A 23,383-nucleotide genomic window follows, 5' to 3' on the forward strand; every position below is an offset into this window, starting at 1 on the left:
CCAGCAACAGAAACAGCCAGCCAACGCTTACCGGCATACCGGCGCGGTCGCCCGGCCCGGCGTATGACCAGGGCCGGAGCCGGCCTTGCCGCACCGGGAGCGCGCCTCGGATGCCGGAGCGGGTTCTTAGCACGTGCGGCTCCCGCCCCAGGGGAACATCGCCATCCCGTCCCGGAGTGCGTGCGGTCTGGCTAGCGTGGTGAGACGGATGCGGCGGTCAGCGGAGGGCGGCGCGAGATGGGCACGATGGTGGTCGGTTTCCGGCTCGGTTCGGACACGAAGGGGCGGCAGGCGACGCTGGTGCTCACTCAGGCAGGCGTGCTGCACCAGAGCACGGGCCTTCTCGGGATGGCGCCCCGGCCCGCGAAACCCCACCCGCCTGTCACCCCCGACCCGCATCCGGTACCGCGCCAGGCGGCCGAGCTGCGCAGGGTCTACGCGGCCCTGCTCGCCCGCGGCTACACCCGCGAACTGATCGCGCCCGCATGCGTACGTCTGGAAACCGACGAGTATCCCCTGCACGACAGGCCGTTCGGTCCGCACGCCCCGCGCCCGCACCCGGAACTCATCACCGACTTCACCGGCGCCGCACCCGCCGGCCCCGGCTCGCTCGAGGACGCCCTGACCGCCTTCTACACGGTGATCGGCCTGACTGCCCGGCTCCGTACCCCCTTCCCGTCCGGCACCGGCCGTGTACCCGCGCGCATACGGGAGGCGCTGCGCACCCTGGCCGAGGGCGGAGCCCTGACCTCCGCGCCGCGACGCGGTCCAGCCTGGACGGTCACGGCCACGGGAGTACGCCTGCACACCAGCACGACCAGCCAGACCCTCAACCCCAGCGAAGCAGCCGAGCTCCAGGCAGCACTGACGGCCTGGCTGCACCTCCAGCAACGCACCGTGCCTGGCGGTAGGTGAGTCAGCCGACGTTTTTTGCAGGGCGCGATCCTGGTGTGGAAGGCACGGCCAGACGCCGAGGTGCTGGGCCGCTGACCGGGATGAGATTGCGGTGGAGTACATCGCCGACAGCCCCTGGCGGCCGATTCGGGCATCGGAGCGAGCGGGACCGAGGCCGCCCGCAGGTTCATCCTGGACCTGCACCCGGCAGCACGGGCCCAGATGCCGGCGGCCTCCGACATGGGCGAGACCGGCGGAGCCCGGCGGAGGGGCTCCCGCACACCGGGCCCCGGCCGGCGCCCACGCCTCGCGCACGCGGTCCATTGAGCTGGAGCATGCAGTCGCGGCTCCATCGCCCGTCCCCGCGGGGGACCTGCCGGCTCTCCTGGACCGGCACCTCCCCCTCGGTCCCGACCAGGCCGCGGTCCGCCTCGGCGCCCGCAGGACCGACTTCGACGTACTGGTGAGGCCCGGGTATCCCGCGCCGGTGGTGCGGTGGCGCCGTCGCCCCGGCGGCTTCCCCGACCCGGTCGCCGGTACGGACGTGCATCCGGAGTTCGGCCGCGCCGCTGTACTGGCGTGGCTCCTGGCCCACCACGAAATCGAGGTGCCCGCCCGGATCCGACGGCATAACTCCTGGTGGCGCGCTCCGGTGGTGGTACGAGGACGTTCCGGTTGGATGACCCCTTCTTCACTCCGGCCCTCGATGTCGAGGGGGAGGACCGGTTGTCGGGCTGGTCCACTCAGTTGGATCAAATACGTGGGCCAATATGTTGATCGGTCCGCGTGGCAGGGTCACACGTTCCGCCTGCGGATAAAACCATGCCGACTGAGGCGCACAAGCTCCTCAAGATCACTCCGTTCGGTTCCACGAGGAGTAAAGCGCATGAGTTCTGAGAGAAGGCCGGTCGCACGTCTCGGTCCGCTGACCTGTCAGGGCGGCCGGATCGTGGGGAGTGTGGTGGCGTCGCTGGCCGCGGTAGTTCTCGGCTTCGCCGGCCCTGCGCAGGCGGCCCCCGAACCGCCTCAGGCGGCCGGAGCAGCAGCGCCGACCAGCCCATCGGGTGACGACAAGTGCCACGACGGGCGGGAGGAGGACGACTACGACTACGACTACGGATACGACGAAGAGGAGGACGAGGACGGGCCTGACGCAAGGGGCGGGGGTGACCGTCACGACCGGGACAAGTGCAAGGGGGCCACGGGTCCGGCAGGTCCTCCCGGACCGGCAGGGCCTCCTGGACCGGCGGGTCCTCCCGGACCGGCAGGGGCCAGCGGCTGCGGAAACTCGATCGACTCCATCCTCTCCAACAGCACCGAGGAATTCAGCGTCTTCCTGATCAACGGTGTCACGTACGGGGGGCACCGGGACGACCCTCAGACGGGAAACTACAAGCGCGAGGATCTCACCACCCCCACGCAGAACCCCGGCTACCCCGCCCCCGCCACCGTCTGTGACGCCACCATCTCGTCGCTCGGTCAGGTGACGAACTTCAAGGTACTGACCACGACCGGTGACGTGTACGAGCTTCAGTGCTCCTCCAACGGCACGACCCTCGACTGCGGCACCGCGACCGCCCCGAGGAGATGGCAACTGGTCACCATCCAGCCGGTGGCCGGCGGACCGTTCGTCAAGGGTGGCGCATCGCCACGGCTGAACCACCCCAGCCCGGCCAAGAAGGAACTCGCGAAGAGCTCCCAGCGCCCCTGACGCCCAGGCATCGCGTCGGCGAATGCCGTGCCCGGGCGAACCTGGGTGCGGCATTCCTGCGAAATCCCTTCGCGCGGCCGGCGGGCGTCAGCCCTGCCTTCCCACCAGGACCCGCAAGAGGGCGCGTTCCTGGCAGCGGCGGCTCCGCTCGTGGTCCGAACACGCACAAGCGACCGATCACCGTGCCCGAGGCTGCAGCTTCCCCTCTGTCGGTGACGGGTGAAAGTGGTTCTGGAACTGGATCGGCCGGAGCATCGAGGAGTTCGTACAAGCCTGCAAGGACTGGATGGAAGGCACCCGCTACGGCGAAGTGAAGGGCTACGACGGCCCCCCGATCCCCGCTCCGCAGCTCCCGGCGGTTCCCCTGAAAGCACGCGGACGGGCGCGCTGAGCTGCGCTTTTCTGCAGTAGGTCGATCAGTCGACATCAGCCGAGGAGAGGCCGCTTCCCGTGCGGAGATCGTTCCCGCGGGGCGGGCGACGGGAGGCTCCAGCTGGGGTCAGCTCTGCCCGGACCCATGCTGACCCAACGCTGACTTTGATGACAGTTCGTCAGCTCGCTTCATCGATTCCGGGGGCCGTGAAGGAGTCGTGGGTGGGGTTCTCGGACGCGGTGCGACGGGTTGTACGGAGCGTAGTCGTCTGAGGTTTCGTCGCATGGCCTGGATGAAGGGCTGCCTGCGGCGTTCGACCGGTCACTCAGGTAGGCCGCTCCGACATTCATGCCGCTGTCGGTGTCTATCGAGTGCTGCCGCCCTGGCCGTGCCCGTTGAGGTACGCGCGCCAGTGGGCGCCGGCCGTGTCGCGCCAGGCGCGTGCGTTCCCTGGCTGCTGCGCAGCCACCAGTCGCGGAAGGTTCGTACGAGAGGCGGGGTCGGGTGAATGGTCCAGCGTGTAGGCCGCGGGGTCGACCAAGAGCCGGGCCGCCTCGGGGTCTGGCGAACGTACCGTGCGGTAATGATCACCCAGCCCGTGCCGACGAGTGTCATGGCCCGCGAGGGCAGGCGCGTGCACTGCGGCTGCTGGGTCCAATCGAATCAACGGTCCGGACGCTCGTGTGAGCGAGGCCCGGGGACGGCGCCTGTCGCGCGGTTCCCGGCGGGATCAGGTAGTCAGGAAGGGTGAGCAAGGACGCGACCGATCCCTTCGTGCATGTCCGGGGCGCCAGTGAGAACAACCTGCGGAACATCGACGTCGACGTTCCGCGGGACGCGATGGTCGCCTTCACCGGCGTCTCCGGTTCGGGCAAGTCCTCGCTCGCGTTCGGGACGCTCTACGCGGAGGCCCAGCGGCGCTATTTCGAGTCCGTGGCCCCGTACGCCCGAAGGCTGTTGCAGCAGGTCGGCGCACCTCACGTGCGGGAGATCACAGGACTGCCACCGGCCGTGGCCCTGCAGCAGCGACGCGGGTCGCCCGGCTCGCGCTCGACGGTCGGCACCCTCACCACGCTGTCGAATCTGCTGCGCATGCTGTACTCCCGCGCCGGCACCTATCCCCGCGGGGCGGCACGGCTGGAAGCCGAGTCGTTCTCGCCCAACACCACGGCCGGTGCCTGCCCCGAATGCCACGGACTGGGCGTCGTGCACGACGTCGCCGAGGACCTGCTCGTCCCGGACCCCTCGCTGAGCATCCGCGAGGGGGCGATCGCCGCCTGGCCGGGCGCCTGGCAGGGAGCCAACCTGCGCAGTGTCGTGAACGGCCTGGGGATCGACATCGACCGGCCGTGGCGCAGGCTCAGGAAGAAGGACCGGGACTGGCTGCTGTACACCGACGAGCAGCCCTCCGTGTACATCGAGCCGGAGGAGGACCGCGTCGACTACGGCTACCAGGGCAAGTTCTGGAGCGCCCGCAAGCACGTCATGCACGTCCTCGCCGACTCCAAGAGCGAGAAGATGCGCGAACGGGCGCTCCGGTTCGTCAGGAGCGTGCCCTGCCCCGAGTGCCACGGCAGCGGACTGCGGCCCGAGGCGCTCGCCGTGACCTTCGCCGGACGTTCCATCGCCGAGATCAACGCGATGCCGCTCACCGAGGTCGTGAGGCTGCTGCGGCCCGTCGCGGGGCGGTCCGAGCCCGACGCCACCACCTCGACCGCCCGATCCGGGGAGACGACCGAGGTCGCGGTCCGGATCTGCGGCGATCTTCTCGCGCGGGTCGACGTACTGCTCGACCTGGGCCTCGGATATCTCAGCCTCGGGCGCCGCTCGACGACCCTGTCGCCCGGCGAGGCGCAGCGCCTGCGGATCGCCACCCAGCTGCGCTCGGGGCTGTTCGGCGTCGTCTACGTCCTCGACGAACCCTCCGCGGGCCTGCACCCCGCTGACGCGGAACCGCTGCTGGACGTGCTGGAGCGTCTCAAGGCAGCGGGGAACTCGCTGTTCGTCGTGGAGCACGACATGGACGTCGTACGGCGCGCGGACTGGGTGGTCGACATCGGCCCCGGCGCGGGCGAGGGCGGCGGGCGCGTGCTGTACAGCGGCCCCGTCGCAGGTCTGGAGCGGGTCGCGGAGTCGGCCACGAGCCAGTACCTGTTCGGGCGCGCCGAACCGCTCGATCACCGCCCGCGCACACCGCAGGGCTGGCTGCACCTGAGCGGCGTCTCCCGCCACAACCTGCACGACGTGTCCGTCGACCTACCGCTCTGCGTGCTGACGGCGGTGACGGGCGTGTCCGGTTCCGGAAAGTCGACACTGGTGACGCAGGTGCTCGCCGAGGTCGTCCGCGGCCACCTCGGACTCGTACCCGAGGAGCCTGATGAGGCGCAGCTGGTGGTCGACGTCCAGGACGCGTCGGGGGTCGAGTCGTTCGACCGGCTGGTCCGGGTCGACCAACGGCCCATCGGCCGGACTCCCCGTTCCAACCTGGCCACGTACACGGGCATGTTCGACGCGGTGCGCAAGCTGTACGCGTCGACGGACGAGGCCAGGGCGCGCGGCTACTCGGCCGGGCGGTTCTCCTTCAACGTGCCCGAAGGCCGGTGCGAGACCTGCCAGGGCGAAGGATTCGTCGCGGTGGAACTGCTCTTCCTGCCCGGCACCTACGCACCGTGCCCGACCTGCCACGGCGCCCGGTACAACGCCGAAACCCTGGACGTCACCTACCGAGGCAAGAACATCGCGGAAGTGCTGGGCCTGTCCGTCGACGCCGCGGCCGCATTCCTGTCCGCCGTCCCGGCCGCCGCCCGCAGTCTGGAGACGTTGCGCGAGGTGGGACTGGGGTACCTGCGGCTGGGGCAGCCCGCGACGGAGCTCAGTGGCGGTGAGGCGCAACGCATCAAACTGGCCACCGAACTGCAGCGAGCCCGCCGCGGCCACGCGCTCTACCTGCTCGACGAACCGACGGCGGGGCTCCACCCCTCGGACATCGCGCTGCTGCTGCGACAGCTGCACCGGCTCGTCGACGCCGGCAACACGGTCGTCCTCGTCGAGCACGACCTGGACACGATCGCCACCGCCGACTGGGTCATCGACCTCGGGCCGGGCGGCGGCGACGCGGGCGGACGGGTGGTCGCGGCGGGCCCACCGGCCAAGGTGGCGAGAGCCCGCCGCAGCGCCACCGCGCCCTACCTCGCGGCCCGACTCGCGCGCTCCTGACGACGGCGCGAGGGGCTGCGCACCGGTCAGCCGGGTTCGGGGCCGGATCGGACTCATGCTGTATCGCGTTCAACGACGTCGTCCTGCTTGTTCGCCCAGCACGATCTTCCACACCCGGGTCGCCACCTGGAGGTTGAGCCGGCTTTCGACGTTCGCGAGGTCGTTGCCGCTGATGTTGCGGATGCGCTGGAGCCGATAGCGCAGCGTGCTGCGGTGGATCGCGAGGGATTCGGCGGTCTCGTCGTAGTTGCCGCCGCAGTCGAAGTACTGGGACAGCGTCTCCACCAAGGCCGTGTGGTGCCGGGAGTCGTAGTCGATCAGCTGCCCGAGCCACTCGTGGACGAACGTCTCCAGTTCACGGTAATCGTTGCCGGGTCCCAGAATGCGGTAGAGGCCCAGCTCGTCGAAGAATGTCGTGCCGTAGTGCTCGCGGGAGTGGCGGCCTACTTCCAGGGCGCGCTGCGCCTCCTCGTAGCGGTGGGGGATGTCATCCGGGGAGTCGCACAGGGAGCTCACGCCGATGGTCCCGGACCGTGTCCCGGTCTCCCGGGCGAGCGCCTCGTACAGTGCGCGGGCGTGCGGCCTGTCGTCGGCGATCAGGACCACGTGGTCGGCCCGCCGGGTGAGCAGCGAGTGCATGCCCACGGCAGAGGCCGCCCGGCTCACGGTCTGCTCGAAGGGACCGTCCGCGGTCCGGTTCGACCACTGCACCACGACGACGTAGTGGCGGCGGTGCAGGTCGTGTCCGACGGCCTCGGACCGGGCGTAGGCGCTCGCCTCGTCCGTCCCTGCCAGGAGGTCGTCGGCCACCTCGCGGTGCAGCCTCGACTCCAATTCGGCCAGATTGCGCAGGTGCGCCAGCTCCGGGGCGAGCGACGCGGCGCCGTCCTCCAGCGCACGCAGGGTGTGCTCGTCGGCCTTGCCCCGGACGTCGACCAGGGCCAGCACGCCCAGGATCTCGCCATGCGGGCGGACCAGGGTGACCAGCCGGTCCTTCACCCGCACCGGCCCGGCCTGACGGCCAACGGCGTGCAGCATTTCGTCCTGGCGCACGGGGTCCGGTTCGGGATAGGGGTCGGGCCGATCAGGACCGGTCCAGGACCTCAGCCGACCGAAGCGGTCCTCGACCAGCGCGGGGAGTCCCGTGAGCCCGTGCAGTACGCGGGTGATGGCTTCCTCGCCGCCGCCCGAGGCGGCGACGTCGGCCATGAGCGCGTGAACGGACCGCTGGTACCCCATCTCGGCCACGACGGAGATCAGCTGCCCCTGGAGGGCTGTCCGCTCTTCCCTCAGCCGGTGCAGCTCCAGCGCATCCTCGCGTCGGAGGCGGTGTGCGAAGGCGACGGACAGTGCAGCGGCAGTGTGCCGGACGAGCGTGGCGAGCAGGGAGCGCTCGGCGTCGGTGGGCCGGGAGCGGGACGTCACCACGAGGTAGCCGTGGAGCCTCCCGAACCCGCGCAGCCCCAGGGCCCGGCCCCAGGGTCGGCCGGGCACGCTCACCGGGCCGTCCTCCCCGGTCAGCTCCCGTACCCTCCGGTCCACGGCCACGGCATGGACCTGCCCGTTCTTCGGGCTGGGGACCAGGGCGCCGTCCACCTCGAGGTATCCGGCCTCGGCGCCGTACGGCCCTGCGGCGGCTACGTGGTCCATGGCCAGGCTCAGGATCTCGCCTTCGTCCAGGGTGTCCACAGTGTCGAGCAGGGCGCTGGAGAACACCATCAGCTCGTGGGGGACGCGGTCGGCCGGGAGAGACCCTCTACGCGCGGCCATGGGGAGCCGCCCGCCGCTGTGCCGCGGAAGGCTGCTCTCCCGGTCGCAGCGGCGGCGGTACAGGTTAGGCGCCCGGCTGCTGGCCATGGGATCACTCCGTCCTCTTCGAGCCTACAGCCGAGCGGTGGTGCGTGGTCGGGCTGCTCGTGCGAGAAGTTCGGATTCCTCCTCTCGTACTCGTGGGGTGACCGGCCCCGTGCCTTTCCGACCCGCCAGGCGCAGGCGTGGAGCCGCTGGGCCCGCCACCCTGAGGGCGTCGTGGACGAGGAGTCTCCGACGAGGCCGCAGGGCTGATCGGCGGGCTGCAGAGCACTGGCAGAGGTCCCGCCCGTACCTGCGCCCGTACCTGAACGAACGTGATCCGGACAGTCGGCGCAGGCGCCGTACCGGGAGGAGTTCCTCATGGCCAAGGCAGTGGGCATCGACCTGGGCACCACCAACTCGGTGATTGCCGTGTGGGAGGGCGGAGAGCCGTCCGTCGTGCCCAACAGCGAGGGCAACCGCACGACACCGTCCGTGGTGGGCTTCACCGACACCGGGGAACGCCTGGTGGGCCAGCTGGCCCGGCGCCAGGCGATCCTCAACCCCAAGGGCACCATCTACTCGGCCAAGCGGTTCATCGGCCGGCACTTCGACGAGATCTCCGACGAGGCCAGGGCGGTGGCGTACGACGTCGTCGAGGGCGACGGCGGGGCGGCTCGCTTCAAGGTGCGCGACAAGCTGTACGCGCCCGAGGAGATCAGCGCACAGGTGCTGCGCAAACTCACGGACGACGCCTCCAAGCAGCTGGGGGAGCGGGTTACGGAGGCGGTCATCACGGTGCCCGCCTACTTCAACGACGCGCAGCGCACCGCCACCAAGGACGCCGGACGGATCGCGGGACTGGAAGTGCTGCGGATCATCAACGAGCCGACGGCGGCCGCCCTCGCGTACGGCGTGGACAAGAAGGAGCACGAGACCGTCCTCGTCTTTGACCTGGGCGGCGGCACCTTCGACGTGAGCATCCTCGACGTCGGCGACGGCGTGGTGGAGGTGCGCTCCACCGCGGGCGACAGCCACCTGGGCGGCGACGACTTCGACCGGCGTCTGGTGGATCACCTCGCGGACGACTTCCAGAAGGAGAACGGCATCGACCTGCGCCAGGACGCACAGGCGCTGCAACGCTTGTTCGAGGCGGCGGAGAAGGCCAAGACCGAGCTGAGTTCGGTGACGCAGACGCAGGTCAGCCTGCCGTTCATCACCGCCGACGCCGCCGGGCCCAAGCACCTCACCGACACGATCATGCGGTCCACGTTCGAGCAGATCACCGGCGACCTGGTGGAGCGCTGCCTCGGCCCGGTCCAGCAGGCCATCGCCGACGCCAAGGTCGGCGAGAGCGACATCGACGAGGTCATCCTCGTCGGCGGATCCACCCGCATCCCCGCTGTCCAGACCCTGGTCCGCCGGCTGACCGGCGGCAAGGAACCCAACATGAGCGTCAACCCCGATGAGGTCGTGGCCCTGGGGGCCGCGATCCAGGCAGGGGTGCTCAAGGGAGAGGTCAAGGACGTCCTGCTGCTCGACGTGACCCCCCTGTCGCTGGGTGTGGAGACACGCGGCGGAGTGATGACGAAGATCATCGAGCGGAACACCACCATCCCGGTGCGCCGCAGCGAGACCTTCTCCACCGCCGAGGACAACCAGCCGGCCGTCGACGTGGTGGTCCTCCAGGGCGAGCGCGAGCTGGCCGCCGACAACCGGGTGCTGGGCCGGTTCCAGCTCACCGACATCCGGCCGGCGCCGCGGGGCGAAGCACAGATCGAGGTCACCTTCGACATCGACGCCAACGGCATCCTCGAGGTCAAGGCCCGTGACCGGGACACCGGCAAGGAACAGGGCATCACCATCAGCGAGAGTTCCAACCTGGACCGCGGTGAGGTCGAACGCATGGTCCAGGAGGCCGAATCCAACCAGGGCCAGGACAAGGCACTCCGCGAGGCCGTCGACGCCCGCAACGAACTCGACGCCATCGCGTACCAGGTCGAGAAGCGTCTCGCCGAACTGGGCGACGCAGCCCCGGCGCACGAGAAGGCACGCGGCGAGATGCTCGTGTCCGACGCCCGGGCGGCGGTCAAGGAAGAGGCGGGCGTGGAGCGCGTGCGGCCCCTGGCCTCCGAACTCCAGCAGGTGCTCGCCGGGCTGGCGGCCCATCAGGGCGCCGCCGCCACGGGCGGAGGTCCCGGCCAGGATGCCGCCACCGGCGGTTCCACGAGTGGCGGTGGCGGTGACGATGATGTCATCGACGCCGAGTTCGACAAGGGCTGAGGCGCGTCATGCCCATCTACCCCCAGGAACCCGACCGGGCCGCGCCGGATCCGGTCGAACCGGTCCCGGACGGTGCCGGACGCGCCCCGCGCGGGGATCTGCCCGAGCCGGGTCCGCCCCGGCCCGGAGCGGCGTACGGCGATCCGGGATCCGATGCCGCCGGCCCCGCGCCCGCCGAGGACGAGTACACGACCGCGATCCAGGAGCTGGAGGACCGTTGGCGGCGCGCACTTGCCGATCTCGACAACCTTCGCAAGCGCCACGCCAGGGAACTGGAGCGCGAACGGGCGGTGGAGCGGTCCCGTACGGCGGCCGCCTTCCTGCCCGTCCTCGACAACCTGGAACTCGCCCTGTCCCACGCTGGCGCCGATCCGGGCGCGATCGTGGAGGGCGTCCGAGCCGTACGCGACCAGGCGGTGAACGTTCTCGAACTGCTCGGCTACCCGCGGCACGCGGAGACCGGGGTCCCCTTCGACCCGGCCCGGCACGAGGTGGTCGGCGTCGTCCAGGACCCCGACGCCCCACCGGGCACGGTCATCGAGGTACTGCGCCCCGGCTACGGGGACGGCGAGCGGCAGCTCAGGCCCGCCGCCGTGACCGTCGCGAAGCGGGAGTGACCGGTCATGGCGCGGGACTACTACGAGGTGCTCGGCGTGTCGCGGTCCGCGAGCCAGGACGAGATCCAGCAGGCATACCGCAAACTCGCCCGCAGGCACCACCCCGACGTCAACAAGGACCCCGGGGCGGAAGAGCGTTTCAAGGACCTCAACGAGGCATACAGCGTCCTGTCCGATCCCAAGACCCGGGCCCGCTACGACCGCTTCGGCGAGGATTTCCGCAAGATCCCGGAGGACTATGACGAACGGGTCGCGGCCGGAGCGGGCGGCGGCTTCCGCGGTCGCACGACCGCAGGCGGCGGCGGTCCTCGGGTCCGGTACGCCGGCTTCGGCGACGACTTCGCAGCGGAGGGCATCGACATCGAGGACCTGTTCGGCTCCATGTTCGGAGCCGGCGCCGCCCGGGGGAGCGTCCCCGGAGCGGACCAGGAGGCCGAACTGCCGCTCACCGTCGAGGAGGCGTACCGAGGCGGCCGCCGCACCGTCACGCTCGCCGGTCCCACCGGGCAGCCGCGGCGGTACGAGGTCGACGTGCCGCCGGGCGTCACCGACGGGCAGCGCATCCGGCTGGCGGGCGAGGGCGGCCGGGGCAGTGGTGACGCCGCCGCGGGCGACCTGTACCTGCGCGTGCGGATCCAGCCCCATCCCAGGTTCCGGCTGGACGGCCGCGACGTGCACGTCCAGGTCCCTGTGGCCCCCTGGGAGGCGGCCCTGGGTGCGACCGTGCCGGTGCCCACCCCCGGCGGCGGCACGGCCAAGGTCACGGTGCCCGCGGGCTCGTCCAGCGGCCGGCGGCTGAGGCTGCGCGGCGAGGGCATGCCGAACCCGCGCGGCGCGAACGGCGACCTGTACGCCGAACTCCGCATCGTGGTGCCACCCACCCTCGGCGACCGGGAGCGCGAACTGTTCGAGGAGCTCGCCGCCGCCTCCTCGTACGACCCCAGGAGGACGTGATGAACGAACCACCCGCGGGAGCGGCAGGCCCCGGCCGGGCCGGCGTGGGCAACCGTCCGCTACGAACGGGAGCCGGTCCCACCGCCTCGACGGCCGTCCGGTACGCGCTCGTGCCCGCCCCCAGGCTCTCCCTCGACGCCGTGGCCCGTCGCTCGGGCCTCCACCCCGACCTGATCCGCCGGTTCGTCGCCCTCGGCCTGATCGACGCCGAACACGACGCCGCGGGACACCTGGTGTTCGACCCCACGGCACCGGCGGTCCTCGCCCGCATCCAGCGGCTGCGCACCGGACTCTGCCTCAACTACGCATCCATCGGCCTGGTGCTCGACCTGCTCGACCGCATCAGCCTGCTCGAAGCCGCCCTGCGCGGCCGCGGCACGAGGAGTGAAACACCCCCATGGACATGAACCGTCTCACCCAGAAGTCCCAGGACGCCCTTCAGGAGGCCCAGACCGCGGCCGGCCGCATGGGGCACACCGAGGTCGACGGGGAACACCTGCTGCTCGCACTTCTCGATCAGGAGGACGGTCTGATCCCGCGGTTGCTGGAGCAGGCGGGCAAGGAGCCGAAGGGACTGCGCGAGGCCGTGCGCGAGGAACTCTCCCGTCGCCCGAAGGTCACCGGCCCCGGCGCGGCACCCGGCCAGGTCTTCGTCACCCAGCGCCTCGCCCACCTGCTCGACGCCGCCGAGCGGGAGGCCAAACGCCTCAAGGACGAGTACGTGTCCGTGGAACACCTCCTGCTCGCCCTCGCCGAGGAGAGCTCTTCGACCGCCGCCGGGCGACTGCTCAAACAGGCCGGCATCACCCGGGACTCGTTCCTGAGCGCGCTCACCCAGGTCCGCGGCAACCAGCGCGTCACCTCCGCAAACCCCGAAGTGGCCTACGAGGCTCTGGAGAAGTACGGCCGCGACCTGGTCCTCGAGGCCCGGTCCGGGCGGCTGGACCCGGTCATCGGCCGTGACGCGGAGATCCGCCGCGTCACCCAGATCCTCAGCCGCAAGACCAAGAACAACCCCGTCCTCATCGGCGATCCCGGCGTGGGCAAGACCGCGATCATCGAGGGCCTGGCCCAGCGCATCGTCCGCGGCGATGTCCCCGAGGGCCTGCGCGACCGGACGGTGTTCGCCCTGGACATGGGTTCCCTGGTCGCCGGTGCCAAGTACCGCGGCGAGTTCGAGGAACGCCTGAAGGCCGTACTGTCCGAGGTGAAGGCCGCCGAAGGGCGCATCCTGCTCTTCGTCGACGAACTCCACACCGTCGTCGGCGCGGGAGCCGCCGAAGGAGCCATGGACGCCGGCAACATGCTCAAGCCGATGCTGGCCCGCGGCGAACTCCACATGATCGGCGCCACCACCCTCGACGAGTACCGCAAGCACATCGAGAAGGACGCCGCCCTCGAACGCCGCTTCCAGCAGGTCCTGGTCGAGGAGCCCAGCGTGGAGGACACCATCTCCATCCTGCGTGGACTGCGCGAACGCCTGGAGGTCTTCCACGGCGTCAAGATCCAGGACACCGCGCTGGTCTCCGCGGCCACCCTCAGCCACAGATACATCACCGACAGGTTCCTGCCCGACAAGGCCATCGACCTCGTCGACGAGGCGTGCGCCAGGCTGCGTACCGAGATCGACTCCATGCCCGCCGAACTCGACGAGATCACCCGCCGCGTCACCCGGCTGGAGATCGAGGACGCGGCCCTGTCCAAGGAGACCGACCCCGCCAGCAAAACGCGCCTGGAAGAGCTGCGCAGGGAACTGGGCGACCTGCGTGGGGAGGCCGACGCCAAACACGCCCAGTGGGAGGCCGAACGGCAGGCGATCCGCCGCGTGCAGGAACTGCGTCAGGAACTGGAACAGGTCCGCCACGAGGCAGAGGAGGCCGAACGCGCCTACGACCTCAACCGCGCCGCCGAACTGCGCTACGGCCGCGTCCAGGACCTGGAGCGCCGACTCGCCGCGGAGGAGGAGCAACTGGCCGCCAAACAAGGGCAGAACCGGCTGCTGCGCGAGGTCGTCACCGAGGAGGAGATCGCCGAGATCGTCGCCGCCTGGACCGGCGTCCCCGTCGCCCGCCTCCAGGAGGGCGAACGCGAGAAACTGCTGCGCCTCGACGAGATCCTGCGCGAGCGCGTCATCGGCCAGGACGAGGCCGTCAAGCTCGTCACCGACGCCATCATCCGCGCCCGCTCCGGCATCCGCGACCCTCGCCGCCCCATCGGCTCGTTCATCTTCCTCGGCCCCACCGGCGTCGGGAAGACCGAGCTGGCCAAGACCCTCGCCCGGACCCTGTTCGACTCCGAGGACAACATGGTCCGCCTCGACATGAGCGAGTACCAGGAGCGGCACACCGTCAGCCGGCTGATGGGCGCACCGCCTGGATACGTCGGCTACGAGGAGGGCGGCCAGCTCACCGAGGCCGTGCGCCGCAAGCCGTACTCGGTCGTCCTGTTCGACGAGATCGAGAAGGCGCACACCGATGTGTTCAACACGCTGCTGCAGATGCTCGATGACGGTCGTATCACCGACTCCCAGGGCCGCACCGTCGACTTCCGCAACACCGTGATCATCATGACGTCCAACATCGGCTCCGAGCACCTCCTCGACGGCTCCACCGCCGAGGGCGAGATCAAGCCCGACGCCCGCGCCCTGGTGATGGGCGAGCTGCGCGGGCACTTCCGCCCGGAGTTCCTCAACCGCGTCGACGACATCGTGCTGTTCAAGCCGCTCGGTGAGCGGCAGATCGAGCGGATCGTGGAGCTGCAGTTCGACGAGCTGAGGCGGAGGCTCGCCGAGCGCCGCATCACCGTCGAACTGTCCGACGCCGCACGGGAGGTGATCGCCCACCAGGGCTACGACCCGGTGTACGGGGCCCGGCCGCTGCGGCGATACATCTCCCACGAGGTCGAGACGCTGGTCGGGCGCGCCCTGCTGCGCGGCGACGTCCAGGACGGAGCTACGGTGCGCGTCGACGCGGAGCACGGAGAGCTGGTGGTCACCTACGACCAGCAGGAGGACGACCGGGAAGCGAGGGCGGCGTGAACACCACCCGGACGACGACGGTGACCTGCCCGAACTGCGGGCGCGGCAACCGGATTCCCGTGGCCGCCGAGGGACGGCCCCGATGCGGCCACTGCAAGCAGCCCCTGCCCTGGGTCGTCGACGCGGGCGACGACGACTTCGCCGAGGTCGCCGACAACGCCACGGTGCCCGTCGTCGTCGACCTCTGGGCCACCTGGTGCGGCCCCTGCCGCATGGTCAGCCCAGCCCTCCAACAGGTCGCCCGGGACCTCGCCGGACAGATCAAGCTCGTCAAGGTCGACATCGACCAGAACCCACGGCTCAGTCGACGGTTCGAGGTGCAGGCGGTGCCGACCCTGCTCGTCCTGGACCAGGGCGAGACGCTCGCCCGGCAGGCCGGCGCGGCGCCCGCGCACGTCCTGCGCTCGTGGGTCGAGCAGGCGATGGCGGGCCGGCAGACCACTGCGGGAGGGTGAACACGACGGTGCTGAGGAAGACCGTCGCCCGCGGCCGATCAGGCCCATACGCGGAAGGGAAACTCTCATGGCCACGATTGTCGACCCGCACCTGGCGATGGTTCGCCCAGTGACGCCGCGTACCCCGGAGGGCTGCGAGGAGTGCCTCAGGGTGCATTCCCCGTGGGTGCACCTGCGCCTCTGCCTCACCTGTGGGCACGTGGGCTGCTGCGACTCCTCCCCCCTCAAGCACGCCAGATGGCACGCGGGGAGCGTCGGTCACCCCGTCGTACAGTCCTTCGAGCCGGGAGAGGACTGGCGCTGGTGCTATGTTCACGAGGCCCTGGTCTGATGAGCACGGCCGAGCACGAGAATGGTGCGGTCCGCGAGACACCTGACCGGTACGGTGCGTTCCCCCGCCTCACGCCGGAGCAGATGGAGGACCTGACCGCGCACGGTGAGCGCCGTAGGACCGCCGAGGGCGAGGTGCTGTACCGCGAGGGCGAGCCGTTCCGGGAGTTCCTCGTCATCCTCAGCGGGACCGTCGAAATCCTCCACGACCAGGGCGGCCCCGACGAGCGGACGGTGGCGGTCCACGGCCCCGGCAGGTTCCTGGGCGAACTCGGGCTGCTGGAAGGCCAGGCAGCGTTCAACACCGCCGTGGTGCGCGAGGCCGGCGAGATCCTGGCCGTACCGGTGGAGCGGCAACGCGCCCTGGTCGGCAGCGACCCCGTCCTCGGCGACCTGATCCTCCGCGCCTACCTGGGCCGCAGGTACCTGCTCATCGGCCTCGGCGCCGGCTTCCGGATCCTGGGGTCGTGCTACTCGCGGGACACGCTGCGGCTGCGCGAGTTCGCCGCCCGCAACCGGCTGCCCCACCGCTGGGTGGATCTGGAGAGGGACAAGGAGGCCGAGGCGCTGCTGCGCCGGTTCGCCATCCGTCCCGAGGAGACCCCGGTGGTCCTCTGGCAGGGTGAGCGGCTCCTGCGCAATCCGAGCAACGCCGAACTCGCCCGGCTCATCGGTCTGCCCGCCCCCTCGCCCGAGAACGAAGCCTGCGACGTCATGGTGGTCGGTGCGGGCCCCGCAGGACTCGCCGCCGCCGTGTACGGAGCCTCCGACGGCCTCACCACGGTCACCGTCGACGCCGTGGCCACCGGAGGCCAGGCCGCGACCTCGTCCCGCATCGAGAACTACCTCGGCTTCCCGTCCGGCATCTCCGGGGGCGAACTCATCGAGCGTGCGGTGCTCCAGGCCCACAAGTTCGGCGCCCGCCTCATGGTGCCCGCGGAGGTCAGCGCGCTCACCCCGCAGGACGACGAGTACGTCGTCACCTTCGCGGACGGGTCCCGGGCCCGGGCCGGCGCCGTGGTGCTCGCCTCGGGCGTGCGGTACCGCAGGCTCGAAGTGCCCGGCATCGACCGCCTGGAAGGCATCAGCGTCTACTACGCGGCGACGGTCCACGAAGCCAGCCTCTGCCGGGCGGACCCGGTCGCCGTGGTCGGCGGCGGGAACTCCGCCGGGCAAGCGGCGCTGTTCCTCGCCCACCACGCGTCCGGGGTCCACCTCCTCGTCCGGGGCAGCAACCTGGGCGCGGACATGTCGCGCTACCTGGTGGACCAGGTGGAGCAGCACCCCAAGATCGAGGTGCTGCTCCACACCGAAGTACGGGCCGTCGCCGGGGAGGAGCAGCTGGAGTCGCTGACGGTGGAGGACAACGCAAGCAACGAGCGCCGTGAGCTGCCGGCCGCGGCGCTGTTCGTGTTCATCGGGGCCCGGCCGCACACGGAATGGCTCCAGGGCGTCCTGGCCCTGGACGAGAGGGGCTTCGTCCTCACCGGCACCGACGCCCGGGCCGTCGCCGACACGAACCGGTGGTCCTCACTGGGCCGCGAACCGATGCTGCTGGAGACCACCCTGCCCGGGGTCTTCGCCGCGGGCGACGTCAGGAGCGGCTCGGTGAAACGGGTGGCCTCGGCGACCGGTGAAGGCGCCATGGCGATCCGCCTCGTGCACGAGCACCGGGAACGGAGGGGAAACCTGGTCACCGCCGACCCCGAGGGACGCCGGCCGGAAGCGGCGACTTCCGTGTCCTCGCGCTGACCCTGCCCCTGACGGACCCCACAGGTGGCCCCACCCCGTAGGAACAGCGTGTCACCACGGCTTCGCCCCGGCCCCGGGGCATCCTGTGAACACTTGCCATCGCGGAGGACAGCCGAGGAGGATGGTCCGGTCGTGCGGGAGCCGTCGCAGGGCGTCACGGTCGTAGCTCTCCTGGCCGATCCGGACGCGCCCACGGACGTCGCGCGGCGCATCGCCCGGATACTTCCTGATCGGCTCGCCGAAAAAGCGGGCCAGGGGCGTCGGTTCGACGTCAAAGTGGTCAGTGAGCCCTTCACCTCAGGGACCGAGGACCCGCACACCTTGATGCGCCGGATCATGGAGCGCGGACGTGCGGAGAACTGGGACATCGTGGTGGCCCTCACCGACCTTCCGCTGAACTCGCACGGGCGCAAGATCGTTGTGGATCTGAGTCACGAACACCGCTTGGCATTGCTGTCCCTTCCTTCCCTGGGGGGTTTGCGGCTGCAGACGAGGGCTCGGCGGGCCGTGGAAGAAGCCGTGCTCGGCCTGGCCGGTCCGCAGGCCACCGGGGCTGAGGGGCTTCCGCGGAGCCAGCCGCTTCTGGGCCCTTTCGCCGGCCGTCTCGCGCCTGTCCATCGGGGCCAGGTCGGTGACGAGGAGACCGCCGATCTCCGGTACGTCGTCAGCGGGCCGCGCGGCTACCTGCGGGTACTCGTCGGTATGGTCCGCGCCAACCGCCCTTGGCGCTTGGTGTCGGGCCTGTCGAAAGCCCTGGCGGCCGCACTCGCCACGGGGGCCATCGCCACCCTGGACTCCACCACCTGGAGCCTCTCCGGGGCCCTGAGCGCGCCACGCCTCGTGATCGCCATGGTCGGGTCCGTCGGGCTCATGATCGGCTGGCTGATCGTGGACGGGGAACTATGGCATCGGTCGACAGAGAGCTCGACGGAGGCGAGGCAGAGGGCGCGGCTCTACAACACCTCGACGGTCCTCACCGTCGGTATCGGGGCGCTCGTCTGCTACGCGGGTCTGATGGTCATCAACCTGGTGTGGGCGCTGTTCATCCTCAACGACCGAGTGTTCGCTTCCATGACAGGAACCCCGCTGCACGCCACGGAGTACCTGACGTTGTCCTGGTTCGTCGCTTCGGTCGCCACGGTGGCCGGCGCGCTGGGATCAGGCTTGGAGAGCGACGAGGCGATCCGCGCAGCCGCCTACTCCACGCGCGAGAAGGAACGTCGCCACATGCTCCAAGGTGCCCACGGTGAGTAGCTGATGGCCCGAGTGACGTGGCTGCGGGCCCTCCGGGAAGTCGTGCGATCCGGGCTCACGATCGAGGAGACGCGACTCGAGCCCCTGCTCGCGCTGCGCACTGCTGTGGGGGTGGCGATCGTCATCGGGCCGGCGCTGTGGCTGGCCTCACCGGCGTACGCCGCGTCCGCCGCCCTCGGCGCCTACTCCGCGGGCGCAGCCACTTTCCAGCGCACCTGGCGTCCCCGCAAAGTGATCGCGCTCGGCGCGGGCGTAGGTCTGGCACTCAGCACCCTCCTGGGCTATCTGGCCGCGGGGCGACTCGCGACGTTCCTCCCACTGCTGGCCGTATGGGCCTTTGCCGCAGGGATGGCGTGGGCCGTCGGATCGACCGCCGGGATCGTCGCAGCGACGACGGTCGGCAGCATGCTGGTGACCGTCACCCTGCCCACAAGCGTCGGGCGGGCGCTGGAGCACGCCGCGATCATCGCGCTCGGGGGAGTCGCACAGGCCCTGCTGATCCTGCTGTTCCCGATCCGCCGCTGGGGGGCGCATCGCGACGCGCTCGCCGACGCCCTGGCCGCCGTGGCGGACTACGCCCGCCGGCTGCGGCACGACCCGACCGCCCCGTTCGACCCGGAACCGTTGATGACCGCCCGGGACGCGGCCGCCGTGACGCCGTCACAGGCCCGCTCCCGCCCCTCCGTCCTGCACGGCCCCCGGGGACTCGCCGAGCGCATCCGGCCCGTCGTCGCCGCACTCGCCGACCCGGACGTCGGTGCCCCGGCGGAGGGACCCGGGCGGGACCGCGCGCGGGAGTTGCTCGACGCGGCCGCCGAGGTCCTGGATGCGGCCGCCCGTGCGATCCGGCGAGGCACTCCCGCCGAGGTGTCGCCCGGAAGCACGGACGCCCTGCGTGTCGACGAGGAGCACGAGGTGCTGGAGGGCCCCGCGCGGCAGGCCGCCGAGCGGCTCGTGGAACTGCTCGGCGAGGCCCTGGAGATCGCCCGGTGCGGCACGCGCGGGAGGACGCCCGCGCCGCCCGGCCCCGCGGACGCCCAGTTCCTGGTGCGCCCGACCATGCTCCGGCTGGTCCCGGTCGTGGTGCGGGCGGTCCGCCCTGAGCTCCGCCGGGACTCTCCCGTGTTCCGGCACGCCGTCCGCCTGGCGGCGGTGGCCACGCTCGGCTACCTGATCGCCGCCCGGCTACCGGTGGACCACGGCTACTGGGCGCCCATCACCTCGGTGATGGTGATGCGGCCCGACTTCCACCAGACGTACGCGCGGGCGGTGGCCCGTCTCGCCGGCACCCTGGCGGGGGTCGCGCTCGCCACCGGGATGGTGCGGGCCCTGGGCCCGGACGCCCAGGTGTTCGGCCTGCTGGCGGTGGTCTCGGCGGGCCTGTCGTTCACGCTGAACCGCACCGGCTACGCCTACTCCCAGTGTTTCACTGCCGCCTATGTCGTCTTCCTGCTCGGCATGGGCGGCCAGGCATGGGAGCAGACCGTCCCGGAGCGGGTGGTGCTCACCCTGCTCGGCGGGGCCCTGGCCATGCTGGCGTACCTGGTGTTCCCCGCATGGGAGACACCCCGGCTGCCCGGCCGGCTTGCGGACTGGCTCGCCGCCGACGGCCGTTACGCGGCCGCGGTGCTCCGCAGCTACGCCGAACCGACCCGGGAACACCACGCCGACCTGCGCAGAGCACTGCTGGCGAGCAGGGAGGCACGTGCCGCCTGGCAGGAGACGTACGACCGGGCGAGGCAGGAACCGGTCCGCCCCAGGGGCCTGACGTCACGCGAGGCGGAGGAGGCGCAGGAGGCGCTCAAGGGGTTCGACCGGGCGGCGATGCTCATGGAGAGCCACGTCCCGCAGGACGACAGCCGTCTCATCCCCGAGGCTGAGCGGTTCGCCAAAGCCCTGGAAGCGGACACCGCGCAGGCGGCGGTCGACGTGCGCGAGCACCGGAATCCGCACTGGCCACGTGTGGAGGAGGCGCTCCACACCTGGGAGGGCGCCGCCGGGGACGGGAGCCCGGTGGTGCGGCGCGGGGCGGAAATACAGAAGCAAGCCTTGGAGCACCTCGCGACGGCCGTGAGCCGTACACCCCTGGAACGGGACGTCGGCTCCGCCCGCGAGGACCAACGGGTACGGGCGGCCACGGCGGCGGAAGGTGACGGATCAGGACCCGCCCACCGGGGCGGGTGACGGCTCCGGCGACGGGGAGCGCCGCGCCTCCTGGAGCGGGAAGTAGTCTCCCGGCCGCGTCGAGCGACGCCACACGTACGCCGCTGTCGCCATCACGAGGATCAGCCCTGCCAGGATGAGCAATTCGACCCCCTCGACGTTCCACCGGAACGACTTCTCCGCCTCGGCCGTCACGATGAGCACCTCGCGGATGCCGGCAACCAGGCCGACGACGAGGAACGGCTCCGCGTCAAGGGTCTGGTTCCTGATCGTCAGGCGGACGGTGTGGAGCAGCTCGGCCACGATGAACAGCACAAGGCTGTTGTCCAGGGCGGACAGAACGACCGCCTCCTCCTCGTACGGCCCCTGGATCGACCTGACGACGTCGTGGACGACCCCGACGGTCAGGATCCCCGCGAGCAGTACGAGGAGCGCCGCGACAATGAGGTGGATGCCGTCCTCGAGGAGCTGCAGGAGGTCCTGTACCCAGCCCCCGCCCTCGGTCTCCGAGAGTCTGGGTCTCACAGTCGGCATCCTAGGATCGAATACGTGCCCCGCAGCGGCCCACCCGAGGCCAGCCACTGCCCCACCATCGTCCGCGACACCTGTCGCACCCAGGTCCACGGCGGTCGCAACATCGTCTGGATGGTCAAGTCCTACCTTGCCGACGGGCCCAGGCAGCAGTCCCCCCTCTACGCCGCCCACAAAGGGACCTGCGACCGAGCTCTCGAGGCATGGCTCAAGACTCAGTACCCCGAGGGTGACTGGCTCCTCGTACCACCAGCTGATCATCAAGCAGCCGCGCAACGACCTTCGCCAGCAGATCCCCGACACCCCCAGCCAGCGCTGATAGCGACGCCCCCGCCGCCATCCGGCGACGAGGGCCGATGGCGCGCCTTGGCGACCGCATCCCGGCAACACCCGGGAACGCGAGGGGCCCCGAACCGATCCGATTCGGGGCCCCTCGCGTTACGACCGGCAGGCGTCGATCGACGACTTCGGCAGCCGGGCTGCAGCCGCCAGGTCAGCGTTGGAGGCGTAGGTGGCGTACAGCTCGGCCGCCGTCTCGGGCAGCTTCTCGGCGAACGCGGCCGCCTCCTCCACGTTGAGCTCGCGCAGGGGCAGGGTCACCAACTGGGCGTTTTCCTTCCACCCTCCATCGCCGGCATTGCGGTGAAGGCCCATGGCGTCGTAGCGGTCCCCGCTTCGCTGGCCGCCTACGCGCACGGGCTGTACGGGTTCCTGCCTGAGCTCGACCGGCGGGGATGCGACCTCATCGTCGCGTCCCCGCCGGTTCAGGAGGGGCTGGGACTGGCGATCTCCAACCGGCTTCGCCGGGCTGCGGGGCCCCGGTCCCCGGCGTGAGCAGCCCCGGCCGGGCGGTCAGGATGCGGTGGGGGCGGCCGCATCAAGACCGCGAGCGGCGACGAGCTGCGCGCTGCCGTCGGCCAGCCGGTAGGACATGCCCACCACGGCGGTCCGGCCGGCGGCCACCGCCTCGGCCAGGGCGCGGGAGCGTTCCAGCAGCAGGTTCACGGTGTGCTCGATGTGCTCGGCCAGTATCTCCTCGGCGCTTTCGCGTCCGGCGGCGCGGGCTGCCAGCACGCTCGGGGTCACTCGCTCGACGACGTCCCGGACGAAGCCGCCCGGCGTCTGCCCGTCCTTGAGGGCGGAGCAGGCCGCGGCGACGGCGCCGCACGAGTCGTGGCCGAGGACGACGACCAGCGGCGCCTTCAGGACGCTCACGCCGAACTCGATGGATCCGAGGACTTCCGTGCCGGCGACATGTCCGGCGGTGCGCACCACGAAGAGGTCGCCCAGGCCGCGATCGAAGATGATCTCGGCGGCCAGCCGGGAGTCGGAGCATCCAAACAGCACGGCGAACGGTTGCTGGGACGGTGCGGTCTCGGTGCGGCGGGCGGCGTCCTGGTTCGGGTGCTCGGTGGCGCCTGAGACGAAGCGCTGGTTACCGGCCATGAGCAGCTCGAAGGCGTCGCGGGGCGTCGGGGTGTCGATCTCGGTCATGGCGGCAGCCTACGAGGCGACGTCAGCCGCGGCACCGCCTGGTCCCGCCAGGGCGAGCGTCGCTGCCGGCTTGAGCGTCACCCCCAGAGACTGGACATAGGCAAGATCCGGCTGATGTCGTCAAGGAAGCGACCCTTGGGACCGAGCTCTTGGCGTGCAGCGGAGTCAAGCGCGAGCCGCATTCCAGGGCGGGTGGTCAGAAGCTCCAGCTATAGAGGCCTCCTAGCTGTTCGACCTCGAGGGAACGAATCACTCCGAATGAGTCTCTGCGAGGACGCTGCCCGACATGCTGACCCTGCTCAACCAGCTGGCCCCGACACTGCAGGCTCTGACCACCCAGGTCGCCCGACCTCGGTTCACGCTGGATGGAAGTCGGGCGCCTGGGCTAGAGGGGACCGCGTCTGGCGGGCAAGGGTCAGACCTTCACCAGGTTGTACGTGCCCGTACCGTTCTGCCTGCCGCTGGAGTACTGGCGGATCAGTTCCCCGTCCGCGTACCGGTCGTGGCCGAGCATCGAGCCGGTGTACT

Annotated in this window: 17 protein-coding genes and 2 pseudogenes; 15 read left to right on the top strand and 4 right to left on the bottom strand. The window is 70.9% G+C overall.

What is annotated here, in order from left to right; translation table 11 throughout:
* Positions 1–237 precede the first annotated feature (237 nt).
* From AC07B0_RS38185 to uvrA, 4 genes and pseudogenes are all read left to right on the top strand, one after another.
* Entirely contained in the window at positions 238–915 is a 678-nt protein-coding gene (locus tag AC07B0_RS38185) for a hypothetical protein (protein WP_469382431.1), read from the top strand.
* Between the two features lie 865 nt (positions 916–1,780).
* Positions 1,781–2,605: a hypothetical protein gene (locus AC07B0_RS38190; protein ID WP_469382432.1), complete on the top strand. Its 825-nt coding sequence runs from the start codon at positions 1,781–1,783 to the stop codon at positions 2,603–2,605.
* Between the two features lie 229 nt (positions 2,606–2,834).
* Positions 2,835–2,996 (top strand): annotated as a pseudogene (locus AC07B0_RS38195) (pirin); the annotation flags it as partial.
* 729 nt (positions 2,997–3,725) lie between these two features.
* Positions 3,726–6,194 (top strand): excinuclease ABC subunit UvrA, encoded by a 2,469-nt coding sequence (gene uvrA / locus AC07B0_RS38200; RefSeq protein ID WP_469382433.1) that lies wholly within the window; start codon positions 3,726–3,728, stop codon positions 6,192–6,194.
* A 69-nt stretch (positions 6,195–6,263) separates the two neighbouring features.
* On the opposite strand, the gene AC07B0_RS38205 is transcribed toward uvrA, so the two are convergent.
* On the bottom strand, positions 6,264–8,051 hold the full coding sequence (locus tag AC07B0_RS38205; protein ID WP_469382434.1) for a PucR family transcriptional regulator: 1,788 nt from the start codon (positions 8,049–8,051) through the stop codon (positions 6,264–6,266).
* Between the two features lie 315 nt (positions 8,052–8,366).
* Here AC07B0_RS38205 and dnaK point away from each other — a divergent pair, with 315 nt between their 5' ends.
* The 10 genes from dnaK (at position 8,367) to AC07B0_RS38255 (ending at position 20,851) form a co-directional block, all read left to right on the top strand.
* A complete protein-coding gene (gene dnaK, locus AC07B0_RS38210) occupies positions 8,367–10,268 on the top strand; it encodes a molecular chaperone DnaK (protein ID WP_356878969.1) in 1,902 nt (633 codons plus the stop codon).
* A gap of 8 nt (positions 10,269–10,276) precedes the next feature.
* Positions 10,277–10,885, top strand: coding sequence for a nucleotide exchange factor GrpE (locus AC07B0_RS38215; RefSeq protein ID WP_469382435.1), 609 nt, complete (start codon positions 10,277–10,279; stop codon positions 10,883–10,885).
* A gap of 6 nt (positions 10,886–10,891) precedes the next feature.
* On the top strand, positions 10,892–11,839 hold the full coding sequence (locus AC07B0_RS38220; protein ID WP_030387493.1) for a DnaJ C-terminal domain-containing protein: 948 nt from the start codon (positions 10,892–10,894) through the stop codon (positions 11,837–11,839).
* Positions 11,839–12,246 (top strand): chaperone modulator CbpM, encoded by a 408-nt coding sequence (locus tag AC07B0_RS38225; protein ID WP_469382436.1) that lies wholly within the window; start codon positions 11,839–11,841, stop codon positions 12,244–12,246. Before AC07B0_RS38220 ends, AC07B0_RS38225 begins: the two co-directional genes overlap by 1 nt.
* Entirely contained in the window at positions 12,237–14,876 is a 2,640-nt protein-coding gene (gene clpB / locus AC07B0_RS38230; protein WP_469382437.1) for an ATP-dependent chaperone ClpB, read from the top strand. Before AC07B0_RS38225 ends, clpB begins: the two co-directional genes overlap by 10 nt.
* Complete coding sequence (gene trxA, locus AC07B0_RS38235; RefSeq protein WP_469382438.1) at positions 14,873–15,331, top strand: thioredoxin; 459 nt, start codon at positions 14,873–14,875, stop codon at positions 15,329–15,331. Before clpB ends, trxA begins: the two co-directional genes overlap by 4 nt.
* Positions 15,332–15,398: 67 nt before the next feature.
* The gene (locus tag AC07B0_RS38240; RefSeq protein WP_356878957.1) at positions 15,399–15,662 is read left to right on the top strand and encodes a UBP-type zinc finger domain-containing protein; all 264 of its coding nucleotides are present in this window, start codon (positions 15,399–15,401) and stop codon (positions 15,660–15,662) included.
* Positions 15,662–17,413 carry an FAD-dependent oxidoreductase gene (locus AC07B0_RS38245; RefSeq protein ID WP_478900305.1) on the top strand — a complete coding sequence of 584 codons (1,752 nt, stop codon included), beginning with the start codon at positions 15,662–15,664 and terminating at the stop codon, positions 17,411–17,413. Before AC07B0_RS38240 ends, AC07B0_RS38245 begins: the two co-directional genes overlap by 1 nt.
* Before the next feature lie 132 nt (positions 17,414–17,545).
* Complete coding sequence (locus tag AC07B0_RS38250) at positions 17,546–18,667, top strand: hypothetical protein (RefSeq protein WP_469382440.1); 1,122 nt, start codon at positions 17,546–17,548, stop codon at positions 18,665–18,667.
* Positions 18,668–18,679: 12 nt separating this feature from the next.
* Positions 18,680–20,851: an FUSC family protein gene (locus tag AC07B0_RS38255; RefSeq protein WP_469382447.1), complete on the top strand. Its 2,172-nt coding sequence runs from the start codon at positions 18,680–18,682 to the stop codon at positions 20,849–20,851.
* On the opposite strand, the gene AC07B0_RS38260 is transcribed toward AC07B0_RS38255, so the two are convergent.
* A complete protein-coding gene (locus AC07B0_RS38260; RefSeq protein ID WP_469382441.1) occupies positions 20,825–21,364 on the bottom strand; it encodes a phosphate-starvation-inducible PsiE family protein in 540 nt (179 codons plus the stop codon). The two genes, AC07B0_RS38255 and AC07B0_RS38260, sit on opposite strands and share 27 nt — an antisense overlap.
* A 435-nt stretch (positions 21,365–21,799) precedes the next feature.
* Complete coding sequence (locus AC07B0_RS38265; RefSeq protein WP_478900306.1) at positions 21,800–21,961, bottom strand: hypothetical protein; 162 nt, start codon at positions 21,959–21,961, stop codon at positions 21,800–21,802.
* Between AC07B0_RS38265 and AC07B0_RS38270 the strand changes: the two are divergent.
* A pseudogene (locus tag AC07B0_RS38270) lies at positions 21,956–22,195 on the top strand (Sua5 family C-terminal domain-containing protein); the annotation flags it as partial. The gene AC07B0_RS38265 and the pseudogene AC07B0_RS38270 overlap by 6 nt on opposite strands.
* 18 nt (positions 22,196–22,213) lie before the next feature.
* Here the strand turns inward: AC07B0_RS38270 and AC07B0_RS38275 are convergent.
* Positions 22,214–22,855, bottom strand: a complete 642-nt coding sequence (locus AC07B0_RS38275; protein ID WP_469382443.1) for a carbonic anhydrase — start codon at positions 22,853–22,855, stop codon at positions 22,214–22,216.
* Between the last annotated feature and the right edge of the window lie 528 nt (positions 22,856–23,383).

The organism is Streptomyces sp. NPDC044704 (assembly GCF_056433525.1).